This window comes from Ruegeria sp. CL7 (assembly GCF_056536445.1).
Window position 1 is genome coordinate 1371576 of record NZ_JBQFPQ010000001.1, and the last position, 19949, is coordinate 1391524.

Consider the following 19949-nt stretch of genomic DNA (forward strand, 5'->3'; position numbering starts at 1 on the left):
CGAATGACCGCAAGTGACGCGCACACTCTGGACGTTTCAGCCGAGGATCGCCTGCGCGCGGATTTCTACAACTTTCTGGGCTTGCTGCTGGCCGGTCCACCCGACCAGATGCTGTTGGATCAAATGGCGGGCCTCAGCGGTGATGACACTGATCTTGGTCAGGCCATCCAAGCCATGGCGCGGGTTGCAAAGGTCACCAAGCCCGCCGCCGCTGAACGGGAATTCAATGCATTGTTCATCGGTTTGGGTCGGGGCGAATTGCTGCCCTATGCCAGCTTCTACCTCACGGGTTTTCTGAACGAGAAACCCCTTGCGCAGCTCCGCAATGACATGGCCGTGCGTGGGATCACACGCGCCCAGAACGTGTTTGAGCCCGAGGACAACATCGCCTCATTGATGGAGATGATGGCAGGCATGATCGTTGGGCGTTTTGGCAGCCCGGCATCGCTTGAAGACCAGAAAGCGTTCTGGAGCAAACATATCGGCCCATGGGCCGCACATTTCTATTCGGATTTGGAAGCTGCTGAAAACTCGGTTCTCTATGCATCCGTCGGCACCGCCGGTCGGGTATTCATGGAGATCGAGCGCGAAGCGTTCCGGATGACAGCGGGGTAGCCCGCAAATCGCCGGTGCCCCGTGGGCACCAAACCGCAATTGGGACAGGAGGAGCCCATGAGCAAGACCAAGGAAGAAGGCGCCACACGCCGCGACTTCCTCAAACTGGCCGGAACCGCAGCACCTGCTGCCGTTGCCGCCGCCAGCCTGACCGGAAAAGCCGAAGCGGCCGAAGCGCCGACAGACGACACCCGCATCCAGGATACCGCGCATACACGCGCCTACATCGAAAGCACCCGGTTCTAGGATCGGACGTTTTCACACCCGACTGACGGTTGCGATTGGCCCCGACGTCGGCTTCAGCAGTACCAAGCCAGCCGTGGCATACACGGCGCGCAAGGGAGGAAACAAATGCTTAGGAAAAAGACCAACGGGGTTGCGAGACGCCCCCAGCGGACAAGTATCCTGTCCCAAATCGGCGAGAATACCGTCGATCGCCGCGCATTCCTGCGTGGCTCGGGCCTGACGATCGGCGGCCTTGCCGCGATCAGCGCCACGGGTGGAACCGTGACGCCTGCCAACGCCCAGACCGCAGCCAACACGGCAGTCGAGAACATCAAATCCGTCTGCACGCATTGTTCGGTCGGTTGCACCGTGGTTGCCGAAGTTCAGAACGGCGTCTGGATCGGGCAGGAACCCGGCTGGGACAGCCCGTTCAACCTGGGCGCTCATTGCGCCAAAGGGGCCTCGGTTCGAGAGCACGCCCATGGCGAGCGCCGCCTGAAATACCCGATGAAAAAAGAAGGCGGAGAGTGGAAGCGCATCAGCTGGGAAGAGGCGATCAACGAGATCGGCGACGGCATGATGAGCATCCGCGAAGAAAGCGGGCCTGACAGCGTCTACTGGCTGGGTTCCGCCAAGCACAACAACGAACAGGCTTATCTGTTCCGCAAGTTCGCCGCCTACTGGGGCACGAACAACGTGGACCATCAGGCCCGGATCTGCCACTCGACCACTGTTGCGGGCGTTGCGAATACATGGGGCTACGGCGCCATGACCAACAGCTACAACGACATGCACAACAGCAAGGCGATCTTCATCATCGGCGGCAACCCTGCCGAGGCGCATCCCGTCTCGCTGCTGCATATTCTGCGCGCAAAAGAGCAGAACAACGCCCCGCTGATCGTCTGCGACCCGCGCTTTACGCGCACTGCGGCGCACGCGGATGAATATGTCCGTTTCCGCCCCGGCACGGACGTTGCGCTGATCTGGGGTATCCTCTGGCACATCTTCGACAACGGTTGGGAAGACAAAGAGTTCATCCGCACCCGTGTCTGGGGCATGGATCAGATCCGCGAAGAAGTTGCCAAGTGGAACCCGGATGAGGTGGAACGTGTCACCGGCACTCCGGGGTCGCAGTTGAAGCGGGTTGCCCGCACGATGGCCAACAACCGTCCCGGAACGGTTGTCTGGTGCATGGGCGGAACGCAGCACACCAACGGCAACAACAACACCCGCGCGTATTGCGTACTTCAGCTTGCACTGGGCAACATGGGCACCTCGGGTGGTGGCACCAACATCTTCCGCGGTCATGACAACGTTCAGGGCGCAACGGACCTTGGTGTTCTTTCCCATACCCTGCCCGGCTATTATGGCCTGTCCGCAGGCGCATGGGGTCACTGGGCCCGTGTCTGGGGCGAAGAACCTGAATGGCTGGCCGGTCAGTTCGCCACGATCAAGGACAAGGACGGCAAGGACAAACCGCTGCAGAACGAGCGCGGCATTCCCGTTTCCCGCTGGATTGACGGTGTTCTGGAAGACCCGGCCAACATGGATCAGGACAACAATGTCCGCGCCATGGTTCTGTGGGGCCACGCGCCCAACTCGCAGACCCGGATGACGGAAATGAAGACGGCGATGGAAAAGCTGGACATGCTGGTCGTTATCGACCCGTATCCCACCGTTTCCGCCGTTTTGCATGACCGGACCGATGGCGTTTACCTGTTGCCGGCCTGTACGCAGTTCGAAACCCGTGGCTCGGTCACGGCTTCGAACCGGTCGTTGCAGTGGCGCGACAAGGTGGTCGATCCGTTATTCGAAAGTCTGCCGGACGAGGTCATCATGGCCAAGTTCGCCAACAAGTTCGGCTGGGCGGATCGGTTCTTCCGCAATATCGAGATGGAAGACCCCGAAACCCCGAATGTTGAAAGCATCACGCGTGAGTTCAACTCGGGCCTCTGGACCATCGGCTATACCGGTCAGTCGCCGGAACGTCTGAAAAGCCATATGGCCAACCAGCACACGTTCGACAGAACCACGCTGCAAGCCATTGGTGGACCAAACGACGGCGAATATTACGGTCTACCGTGGCCCTGCTGGGGCACACCGGAAATGGGCCATACGGGGACACCAAACCTCTATGACATGTCCAAACCGGTGGCCGAAGGCGGCCTGACCTTCCGCGCCCGTTTTGGCGTGGAACGCGACGGCGACAACCTGCTGGCCGAAGGGGTCTATAGCGTTGGGTCGGAAATTCAGGATGGCTATCCAGAGTTTACGATGCAGATGCTGATGGATCTTGGCTGGGACGGTGATCTGACGGCCGAGGAACGCGCGGCCATCGACGCCGTGGCCGGACCAAAGACCAACTGGAAAACCGACCTGTCCGGCGGCATCCAGCGGGTCGCGATTGCACATGGCTGTGCGCCCTTCGGGAACGCCAAGGCCCGCGCGGTTGTCTGGACCTTCCCGGATCCGATCCCGCTGCATCGCGAGCCGCTCTACACGCCGCGGCGCGATCTGGTGGCCGACTATCCCACCTATGAGGACCGGCATGCCTATCGCCTTCCGACCTTGTACGCCTCGATCCAGAAGAACGACTTTTCAAAGGATTACCCGATAATCCTAACGTCTGGTCGTCTGGTCGAATATGAAGGCGGCGGTGATGAGACACGGTCCAATCCGTGGTTGGCTGAGCTTCAGCAGGACATGTTCGTCGAGATCAATCCGCGCGATGCCAACAACCTTGGCATTCGGGACGGATCACAGGTCTGGGTCGAAGGCCCCGAGGGCGGCAAGGTCAAGGTGATGGCGATGCTGACCAACAGGGTCGGTGCCGGCGTGGCCTTCATGCCGTTCCACTTCGGCGGCCATTTCCAGGGCGAGGACCTCAGGGAGAAATACCCCAAAGGTGCAGACCCCTATGTGCTGGGTGAAAGTACCAACACCGCCCAGACCTATGGCTATGATTCAGTGACCCAGATGCAGGAGACCAAGGCGACTCTCTGCAAGATCTGGGCAGCGTAAGGAGGACGATTAATGGCTAGAGCAAAGTTTCTCTGCGACGCTGAACGCTGCATCGAGTGCAACGCCTGCGTAACCGCGTGTAAGAACGAACACGAGGTGCCGTGGGGCATCAACCGCCGAAGGGTGGTGACGATCAATGACGGCAACCCGGGCGAACGCTCGATCTCGGTCGCCTGTATGCATTGTTCGGATGCGCCCTGCATGGCGGTGTGCCCGGTCGACTGCTTCTATCAGAACGAAGAAGGGGTCGTGCTGCACTCCAAGGACCTGTGCATTGGCTGCGGCTATTGCTTCTATGCGTGCCCCTTCGGCGCGCCGCAATATCCGCAGGCGGGCAACTTCGGATCGCGCGGCAAGATGGACAAGTGCACCTTCTGCGCCGGCGGCCCCGAGGAAACGCACTCGACCGCAGAGTTCGCAAAATACGGTCGCAACCGGATCGCCGAGGGCAAGCTGCCCATCTGCGCCGAAATGTGTTCCACAAAGGCCCTGCTCGCCGGTGACGGCGACGTGGTTTCCGCAGTTTACCGTGAACGCGTCGTGGCGCGCGGTTTCGGCTCGGGCGCCTGGGGTTGGGGCACGGCCTACGACCAGAAAGACGGTTGAAATCCGGCTTTTGACAAAACAGCCTCCCGCCCTTTGCGGGGGGCTTTTCAGGTGATGTGATCGGGGATCCGTTTCCTGTAACGTCACAGCAAACAAATTTGAGAGGCGCGCATGACCAATGATGTTTACTGGCTGCTGAAGCTTGACCTCGATCTGGATAAAAAGGATGAGTTCGAAGCGCTTATGGCGGAAATGGTCGCGGCCACACTGCAAGAAACCGGCGCCAGAAGCTATGAATGGCACATGACCGGTTCGGCCGTTCATATCTATGAACGCTATGCCAGTTCCGAAGATGCCATGATACATATGCAAAATTTTGGTGCTAATTTTGCGGAACGGTTTCTGGCGCTTCTGACGCCAGTGGGGTTGGACGTGTATGGTCCGGCCAAGGATGATCTTCGCGAAGCGCTCGCACCGGTCGGCGCCGTTTTTCACCAGCAAATCGGTGGATTTGACCGCTGATATGAAAATGCACAGGAGGATATCCCTATGCGTCTGATTCAGTTTCTGCTCGTTTCGATTTTTCTGACCGGAGCCGCATGGGCGCAAGAGACCTCTGAACCCACGACGGATGAGCGCACCTCGACCGGCGGAGCGACAACGCTGGAAGACATTCTCGCCCGGCAGCGTGGTGAAACCGTCGACAACAGCTATCGTTCCGAGAACACTGGTCAGGGCAATGCCGAGGGGTTGCTGGGTCAGCTTGGCACGCGTGGAGTGGCCTCGGACAGTGACGTGTATCGCGCTTTGCGCTATGGCTCGGCTGATGTGACGGTGTCTTCTCATGGTCCAGCAGACAGCGTGCTGATTCAGGATGGCGGCATGTGGTGGCTGACCTTCCGCACCGGACCGCTGCGCGAATACGGCACCTATATCATTGCCGGGATGCTGGGCATCATCCTGTTATTTTTCTTGATCCGAGGCAAAATTCGCATCGATGGTGAGAAAACCGGCCGTACGGTCACGCGTTTCAACGGGTTCGAGCGGTTCGGGCACTGGTTGTTTGCCGGGTCATTCCTGATCCTTGGCGTCACGGGCCTGCTGACGCTTTATGGGCGCGACTTCCTGATCCCGGTTTTCGGGAAAGAGGGCTTTGCAGCCCTCGCACAGGGCTGCAAGTGGTTGCACAACAATCTGGCCTGGGCCTTCATGCTGGGCCTGATCATCGTCACGGTAAACTGGATTGCCCATAATATCCCCAACCGCGTCGATCTGAAATGGCTGGCCGCGGGTGGCGGGTTGTTTACCAAGAACAGCCATCCACCGGCAAAGAAATTCAACGCTGGTCAAAAGATCATATTCTGGGCCTGCATCCTGCTGGGCGCCTCCATCAGCCTGTCGGGTCTGTCGCTGTTGTTCCCGTTCGAGATGCCCTTGTTTGCCAAAACCTTCCAGATCGCCAATGCGACCGGTATTCCGCAAATGATGGGCCTGAACCTGCCGGTGCAGATGTCGCCGCAGGAAGAAATGCAATATGCTCAGGTCTGGCACGTGATGGTTGCTTATGTGTTCATTGCGATCATCGTGGCGCATATCTATCTCGGCTCTGTCGGAATGGAGGGCGCCTTTGACGCCATGGGCACCGGCGAGGTCGAAGAACAATGGGCCCGTGAACACCACTCTTTGTGGCTGGAAGAAGTTCAGGAAAAAGAGGCAGGCAAAACCGCCGCCTCGCCTGCTGAATAGATGCGGGGGCTGGTACTGGCCCTGGCGCTGATCCCTCTGCCCGCCTTGGCCGAATTCTTCACACTCAAGGGACACGGCGGCCCAATCATGGGGATCGCCACAGCCCCGGACGGGCGTATCGCAACAGCCAGTTTCGACAATTCCGTCGGGCTGTGGGCTGATCGGACCCCCGAATGGCTGGAAGGTCATGAAGCCGCCGTGAACGCCGTTGCCTTCAATGGCACGGCCATCTACTCGGCGGGAGATGACTTCACCCTGCGCAAATGGCCCGGTGGCGACGTGGTTGGGCGACATCAGGGCAAGATCGTGGGTCTGGCAGCGTCCAAGACCCACGTCGCAACCGCCAGTTGGGACGGATTGATTGGGCTTTGGCCCGTGAACGGAGCCGCGCCCACAACTCTTGGACCGACGGGAAGCGGTGTGAACGCCGTAGTTTTTTCTTCTGACGGCACACGCCTTTATTCAGCAAGCATGGATGGGTCGCTGCGCATTTGGGATATCTCGACTGGGCAAGAGATCAACCGGCTCATCGAACACGGGTTCGGTATCAACGAGCTGGTCCTGAATGAACAGGACAACTGGATCGCTTACGGTGCCGTCGACGGAGTGACCCGAATACTGGACCTTTCCACCGGTGAAGAGCGCGATTTCACTCTGGATCGTCGCCCGATCCTGGCCATGGCGCTCAGCCCGGATCGTCGGTTTCTGGCCGTGGGCGACGGCGAAGGCTATATCATGGTCATCGATACCTCGGACTGGCGCATCGCGCAGGACTTTCGCGCAACGTTGCGGGGGCCAGTCTGGGCCCTGGCCTTCTCGGTCGATGGTGAAAACATCCATGCAGGCGGGATCGACGAGGCCATGTACAGTTGGCCGGTCACCGCCCTGTCCGATCGGCAACAGATGGCTTTTGCCGAGCCAAGTTTTCTGCAAAACCCCGACGAGATGGACAATGGTGAGCGTCAGTTCGCGCGGAAATGCTCGATCTGTCACAGCCTCACCCCCAACAGCCAGCGCCGCGCAGGCCCCTCCTTGCACGGGGTTTTCGGCAGGCGCGCGGGCACGTTACCGGGATATTTGTACTCGGATACGCTGCAAGGCTCTGATATCATTTGGAATGACGAAACGATAAATGCTCTTTTCGACGAAGGGCCAGACCATTACATTCCGGGGTCCAAGATGCCGATGCAGCGAATTACACAAGCTCAGGATCGTCAGGATCTTATTGTTTTTCTGCGCCGCGCAACGGGTGCCCGGAACTGAACTGGAGGAGACCATGAAAGCCTTTCTTGCCGCGGTCGCCGCAATGGTCGTCATTGCAGTGGCAGCCCCTGTCGTGCTGGATCGGATCGGGTTCACCGCCGCCGACGCCACGTCCGGCTCTGCCGTGCGCCTCGACTGAATGTCGCAATACCTGACCACCCGCGAACTGGCCGATCTGCTGCGCATCGGCGAGCGCAAAGCCTATGATCTTGCCTCCTCGGGCGAGGTGCCCTGTGTTCGCGCCATGGGCAAGCTGTTGTTCCCGCGGGCCGAAATCATTGCCTGGCTCAACGCGTCGCGATCCGGCCCGCAGGTGGCCGAACCGCCTCTGCCTCCGATTGTAGCAGGCAGCCATGATCCTCTGTTGGACTGGGCGCTGCGTGAAAGCGGATCGGGGCTTGCCACCTATTACGACGGCTCCTTTGACGGGCTGACACGGCTGAGCGAGCGCAGCGCACAGGCGGCCGTGTTGCATATCCACGAAGACGGAGGGTTCAACGAAAAATCCCTGCGTGACGCCTTGGGCGAAGGGCCGGTGGTATTGTACGAAATCGCCCGACGCAAGCGCGGGCTGCTTCTTGCCCCGGGCATATCGGATATCAAAACGTTTAAGGATCTCAAATCGCGCCGCGTGATCATGCGTCAGGACAGTGCGGCCAGCCAACACCTGTTCGATAGCCAGCTGGAAGCACATGGCATGAGCCGAGACGATCTGGACGCAACCCCCGGCTGCGCACGCACCGAAGAGGAACTGGCCATCGCCCTTCACGGCGAAAAGGCCGAGGCCGGCTTTGGGCTGGGGGCTTTGGCAGGGCTTTACAACCTGGGTTTCGTCCCCACCCATTCCGAGAGGCTGGATCTGGCGATTTGGCGCAGGTCATATTTTGATCCGCCAATGCAGAAACTGATAACGCTGCTGCGCTCGGATCAATTTGCGCAAAGGGCCCGTGAATTCGGTGGCTACGACCTGTCGGGCCTGGGCACGATACACCACAACGGTGCCAGCGGGTGAGCCCTCACCCGCCTTTTACCTTGTCAGGATACGCCCGCCACAGGCCGGCTTAGTCGGCGTTCGGAAAGAACACCTGCTGTCCGTCCAGCCTGAACGACGCAATCGCTTCCTGCCCGTCCGGCCCCGTCAGCCAGTCGATGAAACGTTGGCCGGCTGCCGCCCGCACATGCGCGTGCTTGTCAGGGTTCACAAGAATCACACCGTATTGATTGAACAGGCGCGGATCCCCTTCGACCAATACCTCAAGATTTCCCCGGTTTCCAAAAGACAGCCACGTAGCTCGATCCGTCAGCGTATAGGCATCCATTCCACTGGCCACGTTCAGCGTCGCGCCCATACCAGATCCGGTTTCGCGATACCACGCACCCGAAGCCTCGGCAGGGTCCAGCCCGGCTGCGGACCAATAGCCCAGCTCAGCCTTGTGTGTTCCGCTGTCGTCACCGCGTGATGCAAACGGCGCTTCCACCTCGGCGATTTTCGACAGCGCGGCCAACACATCGACGCCGCCGCGAATTCGGGCAGGGTCAGACTTGGGGCCGACCAGAACGAAATCATTGTACATCAGATCCTTCCGCTCTACGCCCCAACCATCAGCAACGAATTTCTCCTCGGCCGGTTTGGAGTGAACCAAAAGAACATCCCCGTCCCCGTTGACGGCGTTCCGAATGGCTTGACCGGTTCCAACCGCCACGACACGGACATCGATACCTGAATCGGCTTCGAACCACGGCAGGATGTAATCCAACAGTCCCGAGTTCTGTGTAGACGTGGTCGACTGCACCACAATAAACGGTTCTTCCGCCGAAACCGCGCTGGTCAACAGGCCCACAGCCACCACCGCTGCCCGAATTGATTTCCGGAACATCACACTCTCCACTTTCTGTATTTCATGTAACCAACCCGCCCGCCAAATAGCGGCGCGACGCATCGCTTTCGGGTGAATTCAAAACCTGTTTTGCCACACCGTGTTCCACGACATGCCCGCCCTGCATCATGACCACGTCCGAGGCCAAACGACGGGCCTGACCGATATCATGCGTCACCATCACGATCCGCACGGCCCGAGCCGATGCCCGCAATATCATTCGTTCGATCATCTGGGTCGCGCTGGGATCCAGAGCGCTGGTGGGCTCGTCCAGAAACAAGGTCTCGGGGTCCAGCGCCAGCGCACGGAGAATCGCCAATCGCTGCGCTTCTCCCCCGGACAATGACCGCGCGGGTTGTCTGGCCTTGCCGTCCAGCCCGCCTTCGGTCAGCAATTCGGCGATACGGGCCTTACGGGCCCTTCGCCCCATGCCTTGACGCTTGAGAACGAAGTCAAGGTTTGCCGCAACAGATCGACGCAGCAGAACCGGTTTCTGAAACACCATGGCCTGGCGGGCTTTCTGTGCCGCGCCCAGCGGTTTTCCACCCTGGACGACCTGCCCCCGATCCGGCGTGATCAGCCCGTGCAGACAGCGCAGCAACAGGCTTTTGCCTGCACCGTTGGGGCCAAGAATCAAGGTTGGCCCCGGCCCATCCAGAACCAATGACGAGACGTCCAACAACGCCTTGCCGCTAGTGCGGATTTGCAGGTTCTCGACCTTCAGGCAGTTCACCCTGTCGCAGAGCAGGTCACGCATGACGCACCCCTTCCCGTTCGGCCCGCAGGCTGATCGCGCTGACCATCGCGTTCACGGCCACCGCGATCCCGATCAGGATTACCCCCAGCGCCAACGCCAGCGCCAGATTTCCCTTCGACGTCTCCAACGCGATCGTCGTCGTCATTACGCGCGTCACATGGTTGATGTTGCCGCCCACGATGATCACCGCGCCGACCTCGGCAATGGCGCGCCCAAACCCCGCAAGCAAGGCGGTAACCAGTGCCAGCCGCGCATCCCAGAGAAGCACGGGAACCGATGCCAGCCGCGACACGCCCAGTGATCGCAGCTGTTCGGAATATTCCTCGGCCAGCATTTCGACCACCTGCCGGGTCAATGCCGCGATAATAGGAGTGACCAACACGACCTGCGCAATGATCATGGCCGTCGGGGTATACAAAAGCTCTAGCACACCCAACGGGCCGGAACGGGACAGCATCAGATAGACCAGCAGCCCCACGACCACGGGCGGGAACCCCATCAGGGCATTCATCAGAACGATCAGCATCCGCCGCCCCGGAAACCTGGCCACAGCCAGAGCGGCACCGACGGGCATGCCGATCAGGGCGGAAATCAGAACCGCAAACACGGATACTTTCAGGGACAACAGCACAATCGCCCACAGCTCTGAGTCTCCCTCAAAGATCAGCGCGATGGCAGAGCTGAATTCTGATGCAAATGCCTGCATTTTATCCCGTGAGGTTCACAATTCGTATGAAATGCGTTCGTTTACAGGTAAATACTACTCTGATTTCAGGTCGAGTACAGACACATATCCGGCATTTAGAATGAAAAACGCGGCCCCGATTGGGACCGCGCCTCAATTCCCCAAGGAAAGGCTGAGATCAATTCAGTGCAGCATCGGTGATCTGATGTGTCCAGGCCCCTTCGGGCTTTTTGGTTATAACCGGATCAGACCCGCCTGCCAGCAATGTGTTGACGGTGCGGTCGAAATCAGCCGGGTCCAGCGCGCCGTTCGACCCTGCGGTCAACTTGGCGATCTCACCCATCATACGCTTTTGGTGCTCTTCCGTCTGAGCACCGGTTGCATCGTTTTCCAGAACGATTTCCGCCGCTTCGTCCGGGTTCTCCTCGGCATATTTCCACCCCTTCATCGACGCGCGAACGAACCGCTCCATCTTGTCGGCGAAGGCCGCATCGCTCAGGTTCTCTTCCAGCACATAAAGGCCGTCTTCCAGCGTTGCCACGCCCTGGTCTTCGTATTTGAAGGTCACCAGCTCATCCGGGCTGACACCGGCATCGATGACCTGCCAGTATTCATTGTAGGTCATGGTGCTGATGCAATCCGCCTGACGCTGAAGCAACGGGTCGACGTTGAAGCCCTGCTTCAGAACTTCCACTCCGTTTTCGCTTTTGCCATCGGTACTGATGCCCAACTGGCTCATCCAGCTCATGAAGGGAAACTCGTTGCCAAAGAACCAGACACCCAGCGTGCGGTTTTTGAGGTCTTCGGGCGACGAGATCCCGGCGTCTTTCCAGCAGGTCAGCATCATGCCCGAGCTTTTGAAAGGTTGCGCGATGTTCACCAGCGGCAGCCCTTTTTCACGGGCAGCCAGCGCGGCAGGCATCCATTCGACGGTCACATCGGCACCACCGCCTGCAATCACTTGCGTCGGAGCGATGTCAGGCCCGCCGGGCAGAATGGTGACGTCCAGCCCCTCTTCTTCGTAAAAGCCCTTGTCCTTGGCAACATAATAGCCCGCGAACTGTGCTTGCGTGACCCATTTCAGTTGCAATGTCACCTCATCCGCCGCCAGCGCCGCACTGGCTGCCAGGCTAAAGGCGGCAACCGCCCCGCTGAGTAGCTTGTTCATCTTCATTTCTCCTAGTTGCTTGTTGTGCCCCAATTTCGGGGTCTGTTGATTTCTTTGTTTTATCCGCGCTGTGACGGGTGCCAGAAGGTCACCACTTTTTCGATCCCCGCCACCAGCCCATAAAAGGCCGTGCCGGCCAGTGCCGCAACAACGATTTCGGCCCAGACCATGTCCAGCGACAATTGCCCGACGCTGGTAGAGATCCGGAACCCCATACCAAGTGTCGGTGAACCGAAGAACTCGGCCACGATAGCGCCGATCAGAGCCAAAGTGGTGGAAATCTTCAACCCGTTGAAAATGAAGGGCATCGCTGCGGGCAAACGCAGTTTCATGAAGCTCTGCCAATAGGTTGCGGCATAGGTCTCCATCAGATCGCGCTGCATCGAGGTGGCTTCCCGCAGGCCTGCCACGGTGTTGACGAGCATCGGAAAGAACACCATCACAACCACCACCGCCGCCTTGGAGTGCCAGTCGAACCCAAACCACATCACCAGAATGGGGGCGGTTCCGACAATCGGCAGGGCGGCCACGAAATTGCCGACCGGCAACAGGCCCAGACGCAGGAAATCCCAGCGATCCACCGCAATCGCCATCAGAAAGGCCGCGATGCACCCGATGACATAGCCGCTGAGCGCGCCCTTGATGATGGTCTGCACAAAGTCAGCCCACAGGATCGGAAGGCTGTCCGCAAACCGTACCGCAATTACCGACGGCGCGGGCAGGATGACCAGAGGAACCTCAAGCCCGCGCACCAGAAGCTCCCAGATCCCGATGACCGTCAGGCCAAAGATCAGCGGGGCCAGAAACCGCACCATTCGGGTGTCGGCATAAGGCCCGCTGGCCAACCGGCTGTTCAACCACCAGCCCAAAAGCCAAAGCAGAACAGCACACAAAACCAGTATCATTGCGCCATCCCCATTCGTTTCAGTACTGCACGTTCAATCAGCCCCAGCAACCCGACCAGGCATGCCGCCAGAATGGCAGCCGCGAACAGAGCCGACCAGATCTGTACCGTCTGACCGTAATAGCTGCCGGCAAGCAATCGCGCGCCCAGACCGGCAACAGCCCCTGTCGGAAGCTCACCAACAATGGCGCCGACCAGCGACGCGGCGATCCCGATTTTCAGCGAGGTGAACAGATACGGCATGGATGCCGGCAGGCGCAATTTCCAAAAGCCCTGAGACCGACTGGCGTTATACGTCTGCAACAAGTCCAGCTGCATCGCATCGGGGCTGCGCAGGCCCTTGACCATGCCGACGACAACCGGAAAGAAACTCAGATAGGCCGATATGATCGCCTTGGGAATGATGCCCTGGATACCAACGGAATACAGCACCACAATGATCATCGGCGCCAGCGCGATGATCGGAATGGTTTGACTGACAATGGCCCATGGCATGACCGACAGGTCCATAACGCGGCTATGCACGATACCCACGGCCAGAAGGATCCCCAGGCCGGTGCCAATCGCAAATCCCAGCATCGTCGCGCTGAGCGTGACCCAGCCATGATAGATCAGCGACCGTTTCGAAGTGATCTTTTTCTGGACCGTCGTTTCCCACATTTCTACGGCGACCTGATGCGGGGCCGGCAGTCGAGGCCGGTCCTGTTCCCACGTGGCCGGGATGGCGAATGTGTTGTTCAAAACAAGACCAACCTCGGACATGTCCCGCCGGTCCTTGGCAGACGGCGGCTGTACGACGGCCCCCGCGCGTTCCTGTTCGGTCAACACGCCCTTTATGTTCATCGGAATACAGGCCACGTACCAGAACAGAACAATTGCGGCGATGACTGTGAATACGGCGATGACTTGCTTCATGCACGCCACTCCATCCGATAGACGGGCACGGTATCCGGCGGCACAGGGGGTTCCTCGGCCGTCACTTCAAACCCTTCACGGCGATAAAAACGTTGCGCCGCCGTATTGGGCCGGTGCGTCGTCAGCCAGAGAAAATTTCGGCCCTCTTTTGCTTTGTCGACAAGGCGCTTGCCGATACCCTGCCCCGTCCGGCTGCAATACAGCGCGCCGATTTTATTCTGTGCCGGGTCCAATGACATGTAGCAATCGACCGGATCACCTGCGACCCACATTTCACGGCTGTCGAATGCGTCGCTGATCAGCTTCGCCAGTTCATCAACCGGCAGTTCGTCGGGCATCCAGTCCGTTTGCGTGGCCCAGTCATGAACAACCCTGGCACAGGCAGGCACATCACCTGGCGCCGCGCGCCGGATTTTATCCGCATTCAACTCAGCCATCATTGGAATGCCCACCCCGCAAACCTTCGCGCACGCGATGCGCGACCTCGATGAATTCCGGGGTGTCGCGGATGTCCAGCGGCCGTTCCTTGGGCAGCGGGCTGTCAATCACATCGGCGATCCGCCCGGGCCGTGGGCTCATCACCACGATCTTTGTGCTCAGATAAACCGCCTCGGGAATGGAATGCGTCACAAATCCGATCGTCTTTTCCGTACGCGCCCAAAGCTCAAGAAGCTGCTCGTTCAGATGGTCCCGCACGATCTCATCCAGCGCCCCGAACGGCTCGTCCATCAGCAGGATATCCGCGTCGAACGCAAGGGCCCGAGCAATACTGGCCCTCTGCTGCATCCCACCGGACAACTGCCAGGGAAACTTGCCGCCAAACCCTTCCAAATCAACTAGTTCCAGGACTTTTTTCACCCGTTCATCCTGTTCGGCAGCAGGGTATCCCATGATCTCAAGAGGCAGTTTTATGTTCTTTGCAATAGTACGCCAGGGATATAGGCCCGCCGCCTGAAAGACATACCCGTACGCCCGGTTTCGACGCGCCTCATCAGGCGTCATGCCATTGACGGTCAGCGTCCCGTCCGTAGGTGTCTCCAGGGCTGCGATACAACGCAGAAAGGTGGTTTTGCCACAGCCGGACGGCCCGATGAAACTGACGAAATCGCCCTTGTCTATTGTCAGGTTCACGTCTTTAAGCGCGTGTACAGGCCCATCATTGGTCTGGAATGTCAGGTCTAGCTGCCTTGCCTCGATGACGGGCTGGGTCGTGCTTTCAGTGTTCATTTTATTGCCTTGAAAAGAGTGGTGTCAGGGCCGCCAGCAAAGCGGCCCCAACCGATCAAACACCGGTCGCCGGAATTCCTGTCCGCTCGACGGGTCTTGGGGTGGTCAGCTCTTTCCAGGTGCTCAGCGCCTTGTTGACGGTGGTGTTCGCCTCACGCGCGACAAAGTCCCCATGACCTTCCTGCGTCCGGATTTCACCGTCATGCACCGCCACCTGACCCCGCGTCAGAGTAAAGCGCGGCAGGCCTTTGACCTCTTTGCCCTCGAACACATTGTAGTCGATCGAAGATTGCTGCGACGCGGCGCTGATTGTCTTGCTTTTCTCAGGATCCCAAACAACAAGATCAGCATCCGCCCCGACCAGAACCGCACCCTTTTTAGGGTAGCAATTCAATATCTTGGCAATGTTTGTTGAAGTGACAGCCACGAATTCGTTCGGTGTCAGACGTCCAGTGTTGACCCCATGTGTCCACAACATCGGCATCCGGTCTTCCAGCCCGCCGGTGCCGTTCGGGATCTTGGTGAAATCCCCTACGCCAAAGCGTTTCTGTTCGGTTGTGAAGGCGCAATGATCGGTTGCAACCACGCTCAGCGTTCCCGATTGCAGGCCATTCCACAGGCTGTCCTGATGCTGTTTGTTGCGGAACGGAGGGCTCATGACCCGTCGCGCCGCATGGTCCCAATCCTGATTAAAATATTCACTTTCGTCCAATGTCAGGTGCTGGATCAGGGGTTCTCCCCACACCCGTTTACCCTGCATTTTTGCCCGGCGGATGGCTTCATGCGCCTCTTCGCACGAGGTGTGAACAACATACAGCGGGACACCCGCCATGTCCGCGATCATGATCGCTCGGTTGGTGGCTTCACCTTCCACCTGCGGCGGGCGCGAATACGCATGTGCCTCGGGGCCGGTATTGCCTTCGGCAAGCAGCTTGGCACTCAGCTCTGCCACCACATCTCCGTTCTCGGCATGCACCAGGGCGGTACCGCCAAGCTCGGCAAGACGCTTGAACGAGGCGAACAGCTCATCATCATTCACCATCAGCGCGCCCTTGTAGGCCATAAAATGCTTGAAGGTGTTGATACCGCGCGTCTCGATCACGGTTTTGATGTCGTCGAACACCTGTTCCCCCCACCAGGTCACCGCCATGTGGAACGAATAGTCACAATTGGCCCGTGTCGACTTGTTGTCCCAACGTTTCAGCGCATCCAGCAGGCTTTCACCGGGGTTCGGCAGTGCAAAATCAACAACCATGGTCGTGCCGCCCGCCAGGGCCGCCCGCGTCCCGCTTTCAAAGTCATCGCTGGAATAGGTGCCCATGAACGGCATTTCGAGATGGGTATGAGGATCAATACCGCCCGGCATCACAAAACAGCCGGTTGCGTCCAGTTCCTTGTCCCCCGTCAGGTTCATGCCGATTTCGGTGATCACGCCACCCTCGACCAATACATCCGCCTTGTAAGTCAAATCCGCGGTGACAACGGTTCCGTTTTTGATGACAGTACTCATTTTGAACTCCCTGATGCGGTCTGCGCCGCTTGCTTCATCTGGCCAAAAATATCCCGGGGGAGTCGCCCTTGGGGCGACGGGGGCAGCGCCCCCTATTCCACGATTTCGGCAGTCTCGACCACGGCATGCAGCAGAACATCCGCTCCGGCTGCGGCCCATTCCTTGCTGATTTCTTCGGCTTCATTGTGGCTCAGCCCGTCAACACAGGGGCACATGATCATCGCGGTCGGCGCAACCCGGTTGATCCAGCAGGCATCATGCCCCGCGCCCGAGATGATATCAGTGTGCGAATAGCCCAGCCGTTCGGCTGCGTTTCGCACGGCCGATACGCAAGCATCGTCAAATTTCACCGGATCGAACCCGCCGACTTTCTCGAATTCGATCTGAAGACCCATCTCGTCAACGATGTCCTCGGCAGCCACCCGCAGGCGGTTCTCCATGTCGGTGATTACCTCCAGCTCGGGCGAGCGGAAATCGACCGTAAACACCACCTTGCCCGGAATCACGTTGCGTGAGTTCGGGTAAACATCGATATGCCCTGCCGCACCCACCGCATGCGGAGCATGAGACCATGCGATCTCGTCGACTTTCTCCAGGATCCGCGCCATGGCCAGCCCGGCATTCTTGCGCATCGGCATCGGTGTCGATCCGGTATGCGCATCCTTGCCCGTTACCGTGATCTGCGTCCAGCTCAGCCCCTGACCATGGGTGACGACGCCGATATCCTTGCCTTCGGCTTCAAGGATCGGGCCCTGTTCGATATGCAGTTCAAAGAACGCATGCATCTTGCGGGCGCCCACCTCTTCATCACCACGCCAGCCGATCCGGTTCAGCTCATCCCCGAACTTTTTGCCCTCAGCATCTTCGCGGTTGTATGCCCAGTCTTGCGTGTGCATCCCGGCAAAAACGCCCGAAGACAGCATCGCCGGCGCGTAACGCGTGCCTTCTTCGTTTGTCCAGTTGGTGGCGACGATCGGATGTTTCGTCTTGATCCCCAGGTCGTTCAGCGTCCGGATCAGTTCCAGCCCTCCCAGGACACCTAGCACGCCATCATATTTGCCGCCGGTCGGCTGCGTATCCAGATGCGAACCCACGTAAACCGGCAGCGCGTCCGGGTCAGTGCCTTCGCGGCGGGCAAACATGTTGCCCATCTGGTCAAGCCCCATGGTGCACCCTGCTTCCTCGCACCATTTCTGGAACAAGGCGCGGCCTTCCGCGTCCTCATCCGTCAAGGTCTGGCGATTGTTGCCACCGGCGACACCCGGGCCGATCTTGGCCATCTCCATCAGACTGTCCCACAACCTGTCGCCATTGATCCTGAGATTCTGCGCCGGAGCTGCCATGTTCATCTTCCCTGTTTGCTGGCGAGTTGGCTCGCTTTTGATGTCTTGATTTGACCATATGGTCAAACTCACGCTATCACGGGTTCGGTATCAGTCAAGAATTTGCGCGGTTCAGCTGAAATTTTCAGTACGTCCCGCATCTGTTCGACGAAAAAAGAGACACGCTGAAAACATGCCAAAAGACCGCGCACCAACCCGTATTCAGAAAAAGAACCGCGCCGCGATTCTAGAGGCCGCCCTGAACGTGTTTTCAGCCCACGGGTTTCGCGGCGCAACCGTAGACCAGATCGCAGCAGAAGCAGGTCTGAGCAAGCCGAACCTGCTGTACTATTTCCCATCAAAAGAAGCGATCCATACTGAATTGCTGTCCGGCCTGCTGGATACCTGGCTGGCTCCGTTGCATGATCTGGACGCCAATGGCGATCCGATGGAGGAAATCCTGGCATACATTCGGCGCAAGTTGCAGATGAGTCAGGAGCTACCACGGGAAAGCCGCCTTTTTGCCAACGAGCTTGTACAGGGCGCGCCGCGTATTCACGATGCATTGTCCAATGATCTCAAGACACTGGTCGACGAAAAGGTCACGATCCTTACCGGCTGGATGGATCAGGGAAAAATCGCGCGGGTGCACCCCTACCACCTGGTGTTCTCGATCTGGGCCTTGACGCAGCACTATGCAGATTTCGATGTTCAGGTTCGTGCAATTCTGGGCAACGAAGATCCGTTCGAGGGTGCAGAAGCCTTTGTTGACACGTTGTACCGCAAACTTCTGAGCCCCTGAAAAAAGGGGCCGCAATAACGGCCCCTTGACAATCTGTCGCAATCCCCTCATTCGGCCGCCTTGGCCATCGGGTTGTTCGGATGCGTCGTCCAGTTCGCATAAGTTGGCTGAACTTCTTTTCCGGTCCGGGGATCAACCTCGCCCGCTGCCATCGGCACCATATCGATGCAGCCTTCGATCGGACAAACATCGACGCAGAGGTTGCAAGCGACGCATTCGTCATCCATCACCTCAAAGACGCGGTCCTCGGACATGGAAATCGCCTGGTGGCTGGTGTCTTCGCAGGCAGCATAACACCGGCCACACTTGATGCACTGATCCTGATCGATCTTCGCCTTGGCGACGTAGTTGAGGTTCAGATACTGCCAGTCGGTGACATTGGGCACCGCACGTCCGATCACCTCATCAATGCTGGAATAGCCTTTCTCATCCATCCATTCCGACAGCCCTGCCGTCAGTTCGTCAATGATCTTGAAGCCATAGGTCATCGCAGCGGTGCACACCTGAACGTTGCCGCAACCCAACGAGATGAACTCGGCCGCGTCACGCCAAGTGGTGACGCCGCCGATGCCGGAAATCGGCAGGCCCCGCGTCGCCTCGGCCCGCGCGATCTCGGACACCATCGACAATGCAATGGGCTTTACTGCCGGGCCGCAATACCCACCGTGGCTGCCTTTGCCGTCAATGGACGGTTCAGGGCTGAACGTGTCCAGATTGACGCTGGTGATCGAATTGATGGTGTTGATCAGCGACACCGCATCCGCACCACCGTTTCTGGCGGCCGCAGCCGGTTTGCGGATATCTGTGATATTCGGCGTAAGCTTAACGATGACCGGGCGGTCGTAATACTGTTTGCACCAGCGGGTGACCATCTCGATATATTCCGGCACCTGCCCCACGGCCGAGCCCATGCCGCGTTCGCTCATCCCATGAGGGCAGCCGAAGTTCAGCTCGATCCCGTCCGCACCGGTTTCTGCCACGCGTGGCAGAATGGCCTTCCATGCTTCTTCCTCGCACGGAACCATGATCGACGCGATCAAGGCGCGATCCGGGTAATCGGATTTGACCCGCGCCATTTCCTCGAGATTCACCTCGAGAGGACGATCCGTGATCAGTTCGATATTGTTCAGGCCCAGCAAACGGCGGTCGGCCCCGTAGATTGCGCCATAGCGCGGGCCATTCACGTTCACGACCGGAGGCCCCTCGGACCCCAGCGTTTTCCAGACAACTCCTCCCCACCCGGCCTCGAAGGCGCGGCGCACATTGTATTCCTTGTCCGTCGGCGGCGCAGAGGCCAGCCAGAACGGGTTGGGGCTGGAAATGCCCAGAAAGTTTGTCGTCAGATCGGCCATGGCTTCTCCCTTCC

21 protein-coding genes are annotated in these 19949 nt (G+C 58.9%); 10 read left to right on the top strand and 11 right to left on the bottom strand.

Features of this window, described 5'->3' with window-relative positions; genetic code table 11:
- Positions 1-3: 3 nt before the first annotated feature.
- The 9 genes from ACR0LI_RS06895 to ACR0LI_RS06935 all read left to right on the top strand — a co-directional run bounded on the left by ACR0LI_RS06895 (position 4) and on the right by ACR0LI_RS06935 (position 8428).
- On the top strand, positions 4-615 hold the full coding sequence (locus ACR0LI_RS06895) for a TorD/DmsD family molecular chaperone (protein ID WP_171231802.1): 612 nt from the start codon (positions 4-6) through the stop codon (positions 613-615).
- A gap of 57 nt (positions 616-672) precedes the next feature.
- A complete protein-coding gene (locus ACR0LI_RS06900; RefSeq protein WP_171116379.1) occupies positions 673-861 on the top strand; it encodes a ubiquinol-cytochrome c reductase iron-sulfur subunit N-terminal domain-containing protein in 189 nt (62 codons plus the stop codon).
- Between the two features lie 105 nt (positions 862-966).
- Positions 967-3861: a formate dehydrogenase subunit alpha gene (locus ACR0LI_RS06905; RefSeq protein WP_171633060.1), complete on the top strand. Its 2895-nt coding sequence runs from the start codon at positions 967-969 to the stop codon at positions 3859-3861.
- 12 nt (positions 3862-3873) lie between these two features.
- Positions 3874-4467, top strand: coding sequence for a formate dehydrogenase FDH3 subunit beta (gene fdh3B, locus ACR0LI_RS06910; RefSeq protein WP_010439472.1), 594 nt, complete (start codon positions 3874-3876; stop codon positions 4465-4467).
- A gap of 111 nt (positions 4468-4578) precedes the next feature.
- On the top strand, positions 4579-4929 hold the full coding sequence (locus ACR0LI_RS06915) for a putative quinol monooxygenase (RefSeq protein WP_171633062.1): 351 nt from the start codon (positions 4579-4581) through the stop codon (positions 4927-4929).
- 27 nt (positions 4930-4956) lie between these two features.
- Positions 4957-6153 (top strand): formate dehydrogenase subunit gamma, encoded by a 1197-nt coding sequence (locus ACR0LI_RS06920; protein WP_171633065.1) that lies wholly within the window; start codon positions 4957-4959, stop codon positions 6151-6153.
- Positions 6154-7416, top strand: a complete 1263-nt coding sequence (locus ACR0LI_RS06925; RefSeq protein ID WP_480718233.1) for a c-type cytochrome — start codon at positions 6154-6156, stop codon at positions 7414-7416.
- 13 nt (positions 7417-7429) lie between these two features.
- Complete coding sequence (locus tag ACR0LI_RS06930) at positions 7430-7555, top strand: hypothetical protein (RefSeq protein WP_256367747.1); 126 nt, start codon at positions 7430-7432, stop codon at positions 7553-7555.
- Positions 7556-8428, top strand: coding sequence for a helix-turn-helix transcriptional regulator (locus ACR0LI_RS06935; protein ID WP_171633070.1), 873 nt, complete (start codon positions 7556-7558; stop codon positions 8426-8428).
- A gap of 49 nt (positions 8429-8477) precedes the next feature.
- Here ACR0LI_RS06935 and ACR0LI_RS06940 read toward each other — a convergent pair whose 3' ends face one another.
- The 10 genes from ACR0LI_RS06940 to ACR0LI_RS06985 all read right to left on the bottom strand — a co-directional run bounded on the left by ACR0LI_RS06940 (position 8478) and on the right by ACR0LI_RS06985 (position 17802).
- Positions 8478-9293, bottom strand: coding sequence for an ABC transporter substrate-binding protein (locus tag ACR0LI_RS06940; protein WP_171633073.1), 816 nt, complete (start codon positions 9291-9293; stop codon positions 8478-8480).
- Between the two features lie 22 nt (positions 9294-9315).
- Positions 9316-10050 carry an ATP-binding cassette domain-containing protein gene (locus ACR0LI_RS06945; protein WP_171723443.1) on the bottom strand — a complete coding sequence of 245 codons (735 nt, stop codon included), beginning with the start codon at positions 10048-10050 and terminating at the stop codon, positions 9316-9318.
- Positions 10043-10756: an ABC transporter permease gene (locus ACR0LI_RS06950; protein ID WP_480489968.1), complete on the bottom strand. Its 714-nt coding sequence runs from the start codon at positions 10754-10756 to the stop codon at positions 10043-10045. The genes ACR0LI_RS06945 and ACR0LI_RS06950 overlap by 8 nt, the downstream gene beginning before the upstream one ends.
- Before the next feature lie 157 nt (positions 10757-10913).
- The gene (locus tag ACR0LI_RS06955; RefSeq protein WP_152457702.1) at positions 10914-11903 is read right to left on the bottom strand and encodes an ABC transporter substrate-binding protein; all 990 of its coding nucleotides are present in this window, start codon (positions 11901-11903) and stop codon (positions 10914-10916) included.
- A gap of 59 nt (positions 11904-11962) precedes the next feature.
- Entirely contained in the window at positions 11963-12808 is an 846-nt protein-coding gene (locus ACR0LI_RS06960; protein WP_171231810.1) for an ABC transporter permease, read from the bottom strand.
- Positions 12805-13722 carry an ABC transporter permease gene (locus ACR0LI_RS06965; protein ID WP_480718234.1) on the bottom strand — a complete coding sequence of 306 codons (918 nt, stop codon included), beginning with the start codon at positions 13720-13722 and terminating at the stop codon, positions 12805-12807. Before ACR0LI_RS06965 ends, ACR0LI_RS06960 begins: the two co-directional genes overlap by 4 nt.
- On the bottom strand, positions 13719-14162 hold the full coding sequence (locus ACR0LI_RS06970; RefSeq protein WP_253283241.1) for a GNAT family N-acetyltransferase: 444 nt from the start codon (positions 14160-14162) through the stop codon (positions 13719-13721). Before ACR0LI_RS06970 ends, ACR0LI_RS06965 begins: the two co-directional genes overlap by 4 nt.
- Positions 14152-14949 (bottom strand): ABC transporter ATP-binding protein, encoded by a 798-nt coding sequence (locus tag ACR0LI_RS06975; RefSeq protein WP_171633083.1) that lies wholly within the window; start codon positions 14947-14949, stop codon positions 14152-14154. Before ACR0LI_RS06975 ends, ACR0LI_RS06970 begins: the two co-directional genes overlap by 11 nt.
- A gap of 55 nt (positions 14950-15004) precedes the next feature.
- Positions 15005-16459, bottom strand: a complete 1455-nt coding sequence (gene hydA / locus ACR0LI_RS06980; protein WP_480489965.1) for a dihydropyrimidinase — start codon at positions 16457-16459, stop codon at positions 15005-15007.
- 92 nt (positions 16460-16551) lie between these two features.
- Positions 16552-17802 (bottom strand): Zn-dependent hydrolase, encoded by a 1251-nt coding sequence (locus tag ACR0LI_RS06985; protein WP_480489964.1) that lies wholly within the window; start codon positions 17800-17802, stop codon positions 16552-16554.
- Positions 17803-17974: 172 nt separating this feature from the next.
- Here ACR0LI_RS06985 and ACR0LI_RS06990 point away from each other — a divergent pair, with 172 nt between their 5' ends.
- Positions 17975-18583 carry a TetR family transcriptional regulator C-terminal domain-containing protein gene (locus ACR0LI_RS06990; protein WP_171633089.1) on the top strand — a complete coding sequence of 203 codons (609 nt, stop codon included), beginning with the start codon at positions 17975-17977 and terminating at the stop codon, positions 18581-18583.
- Positions 18584-18630: 47 nt separating this feature from the next.
- Here the strand turns inward: ACR0LI_RS06990 and preA are convergent, their stop codons facing one another.
- Complete coding sequence (preA, locus tag ACR0LI_RS06995; protein WP_171633091.1) at positions 18631-19935, bottom strand: NAD-dependent dihydropyrimidine dehydrogenase subunit PreA; 1305 nt, start codon at positions 19933-19935, stop codon at positions 18631-18633.
- Between the last annotated feature and the right edge of the window lie 14 nt (positions 19936-19949).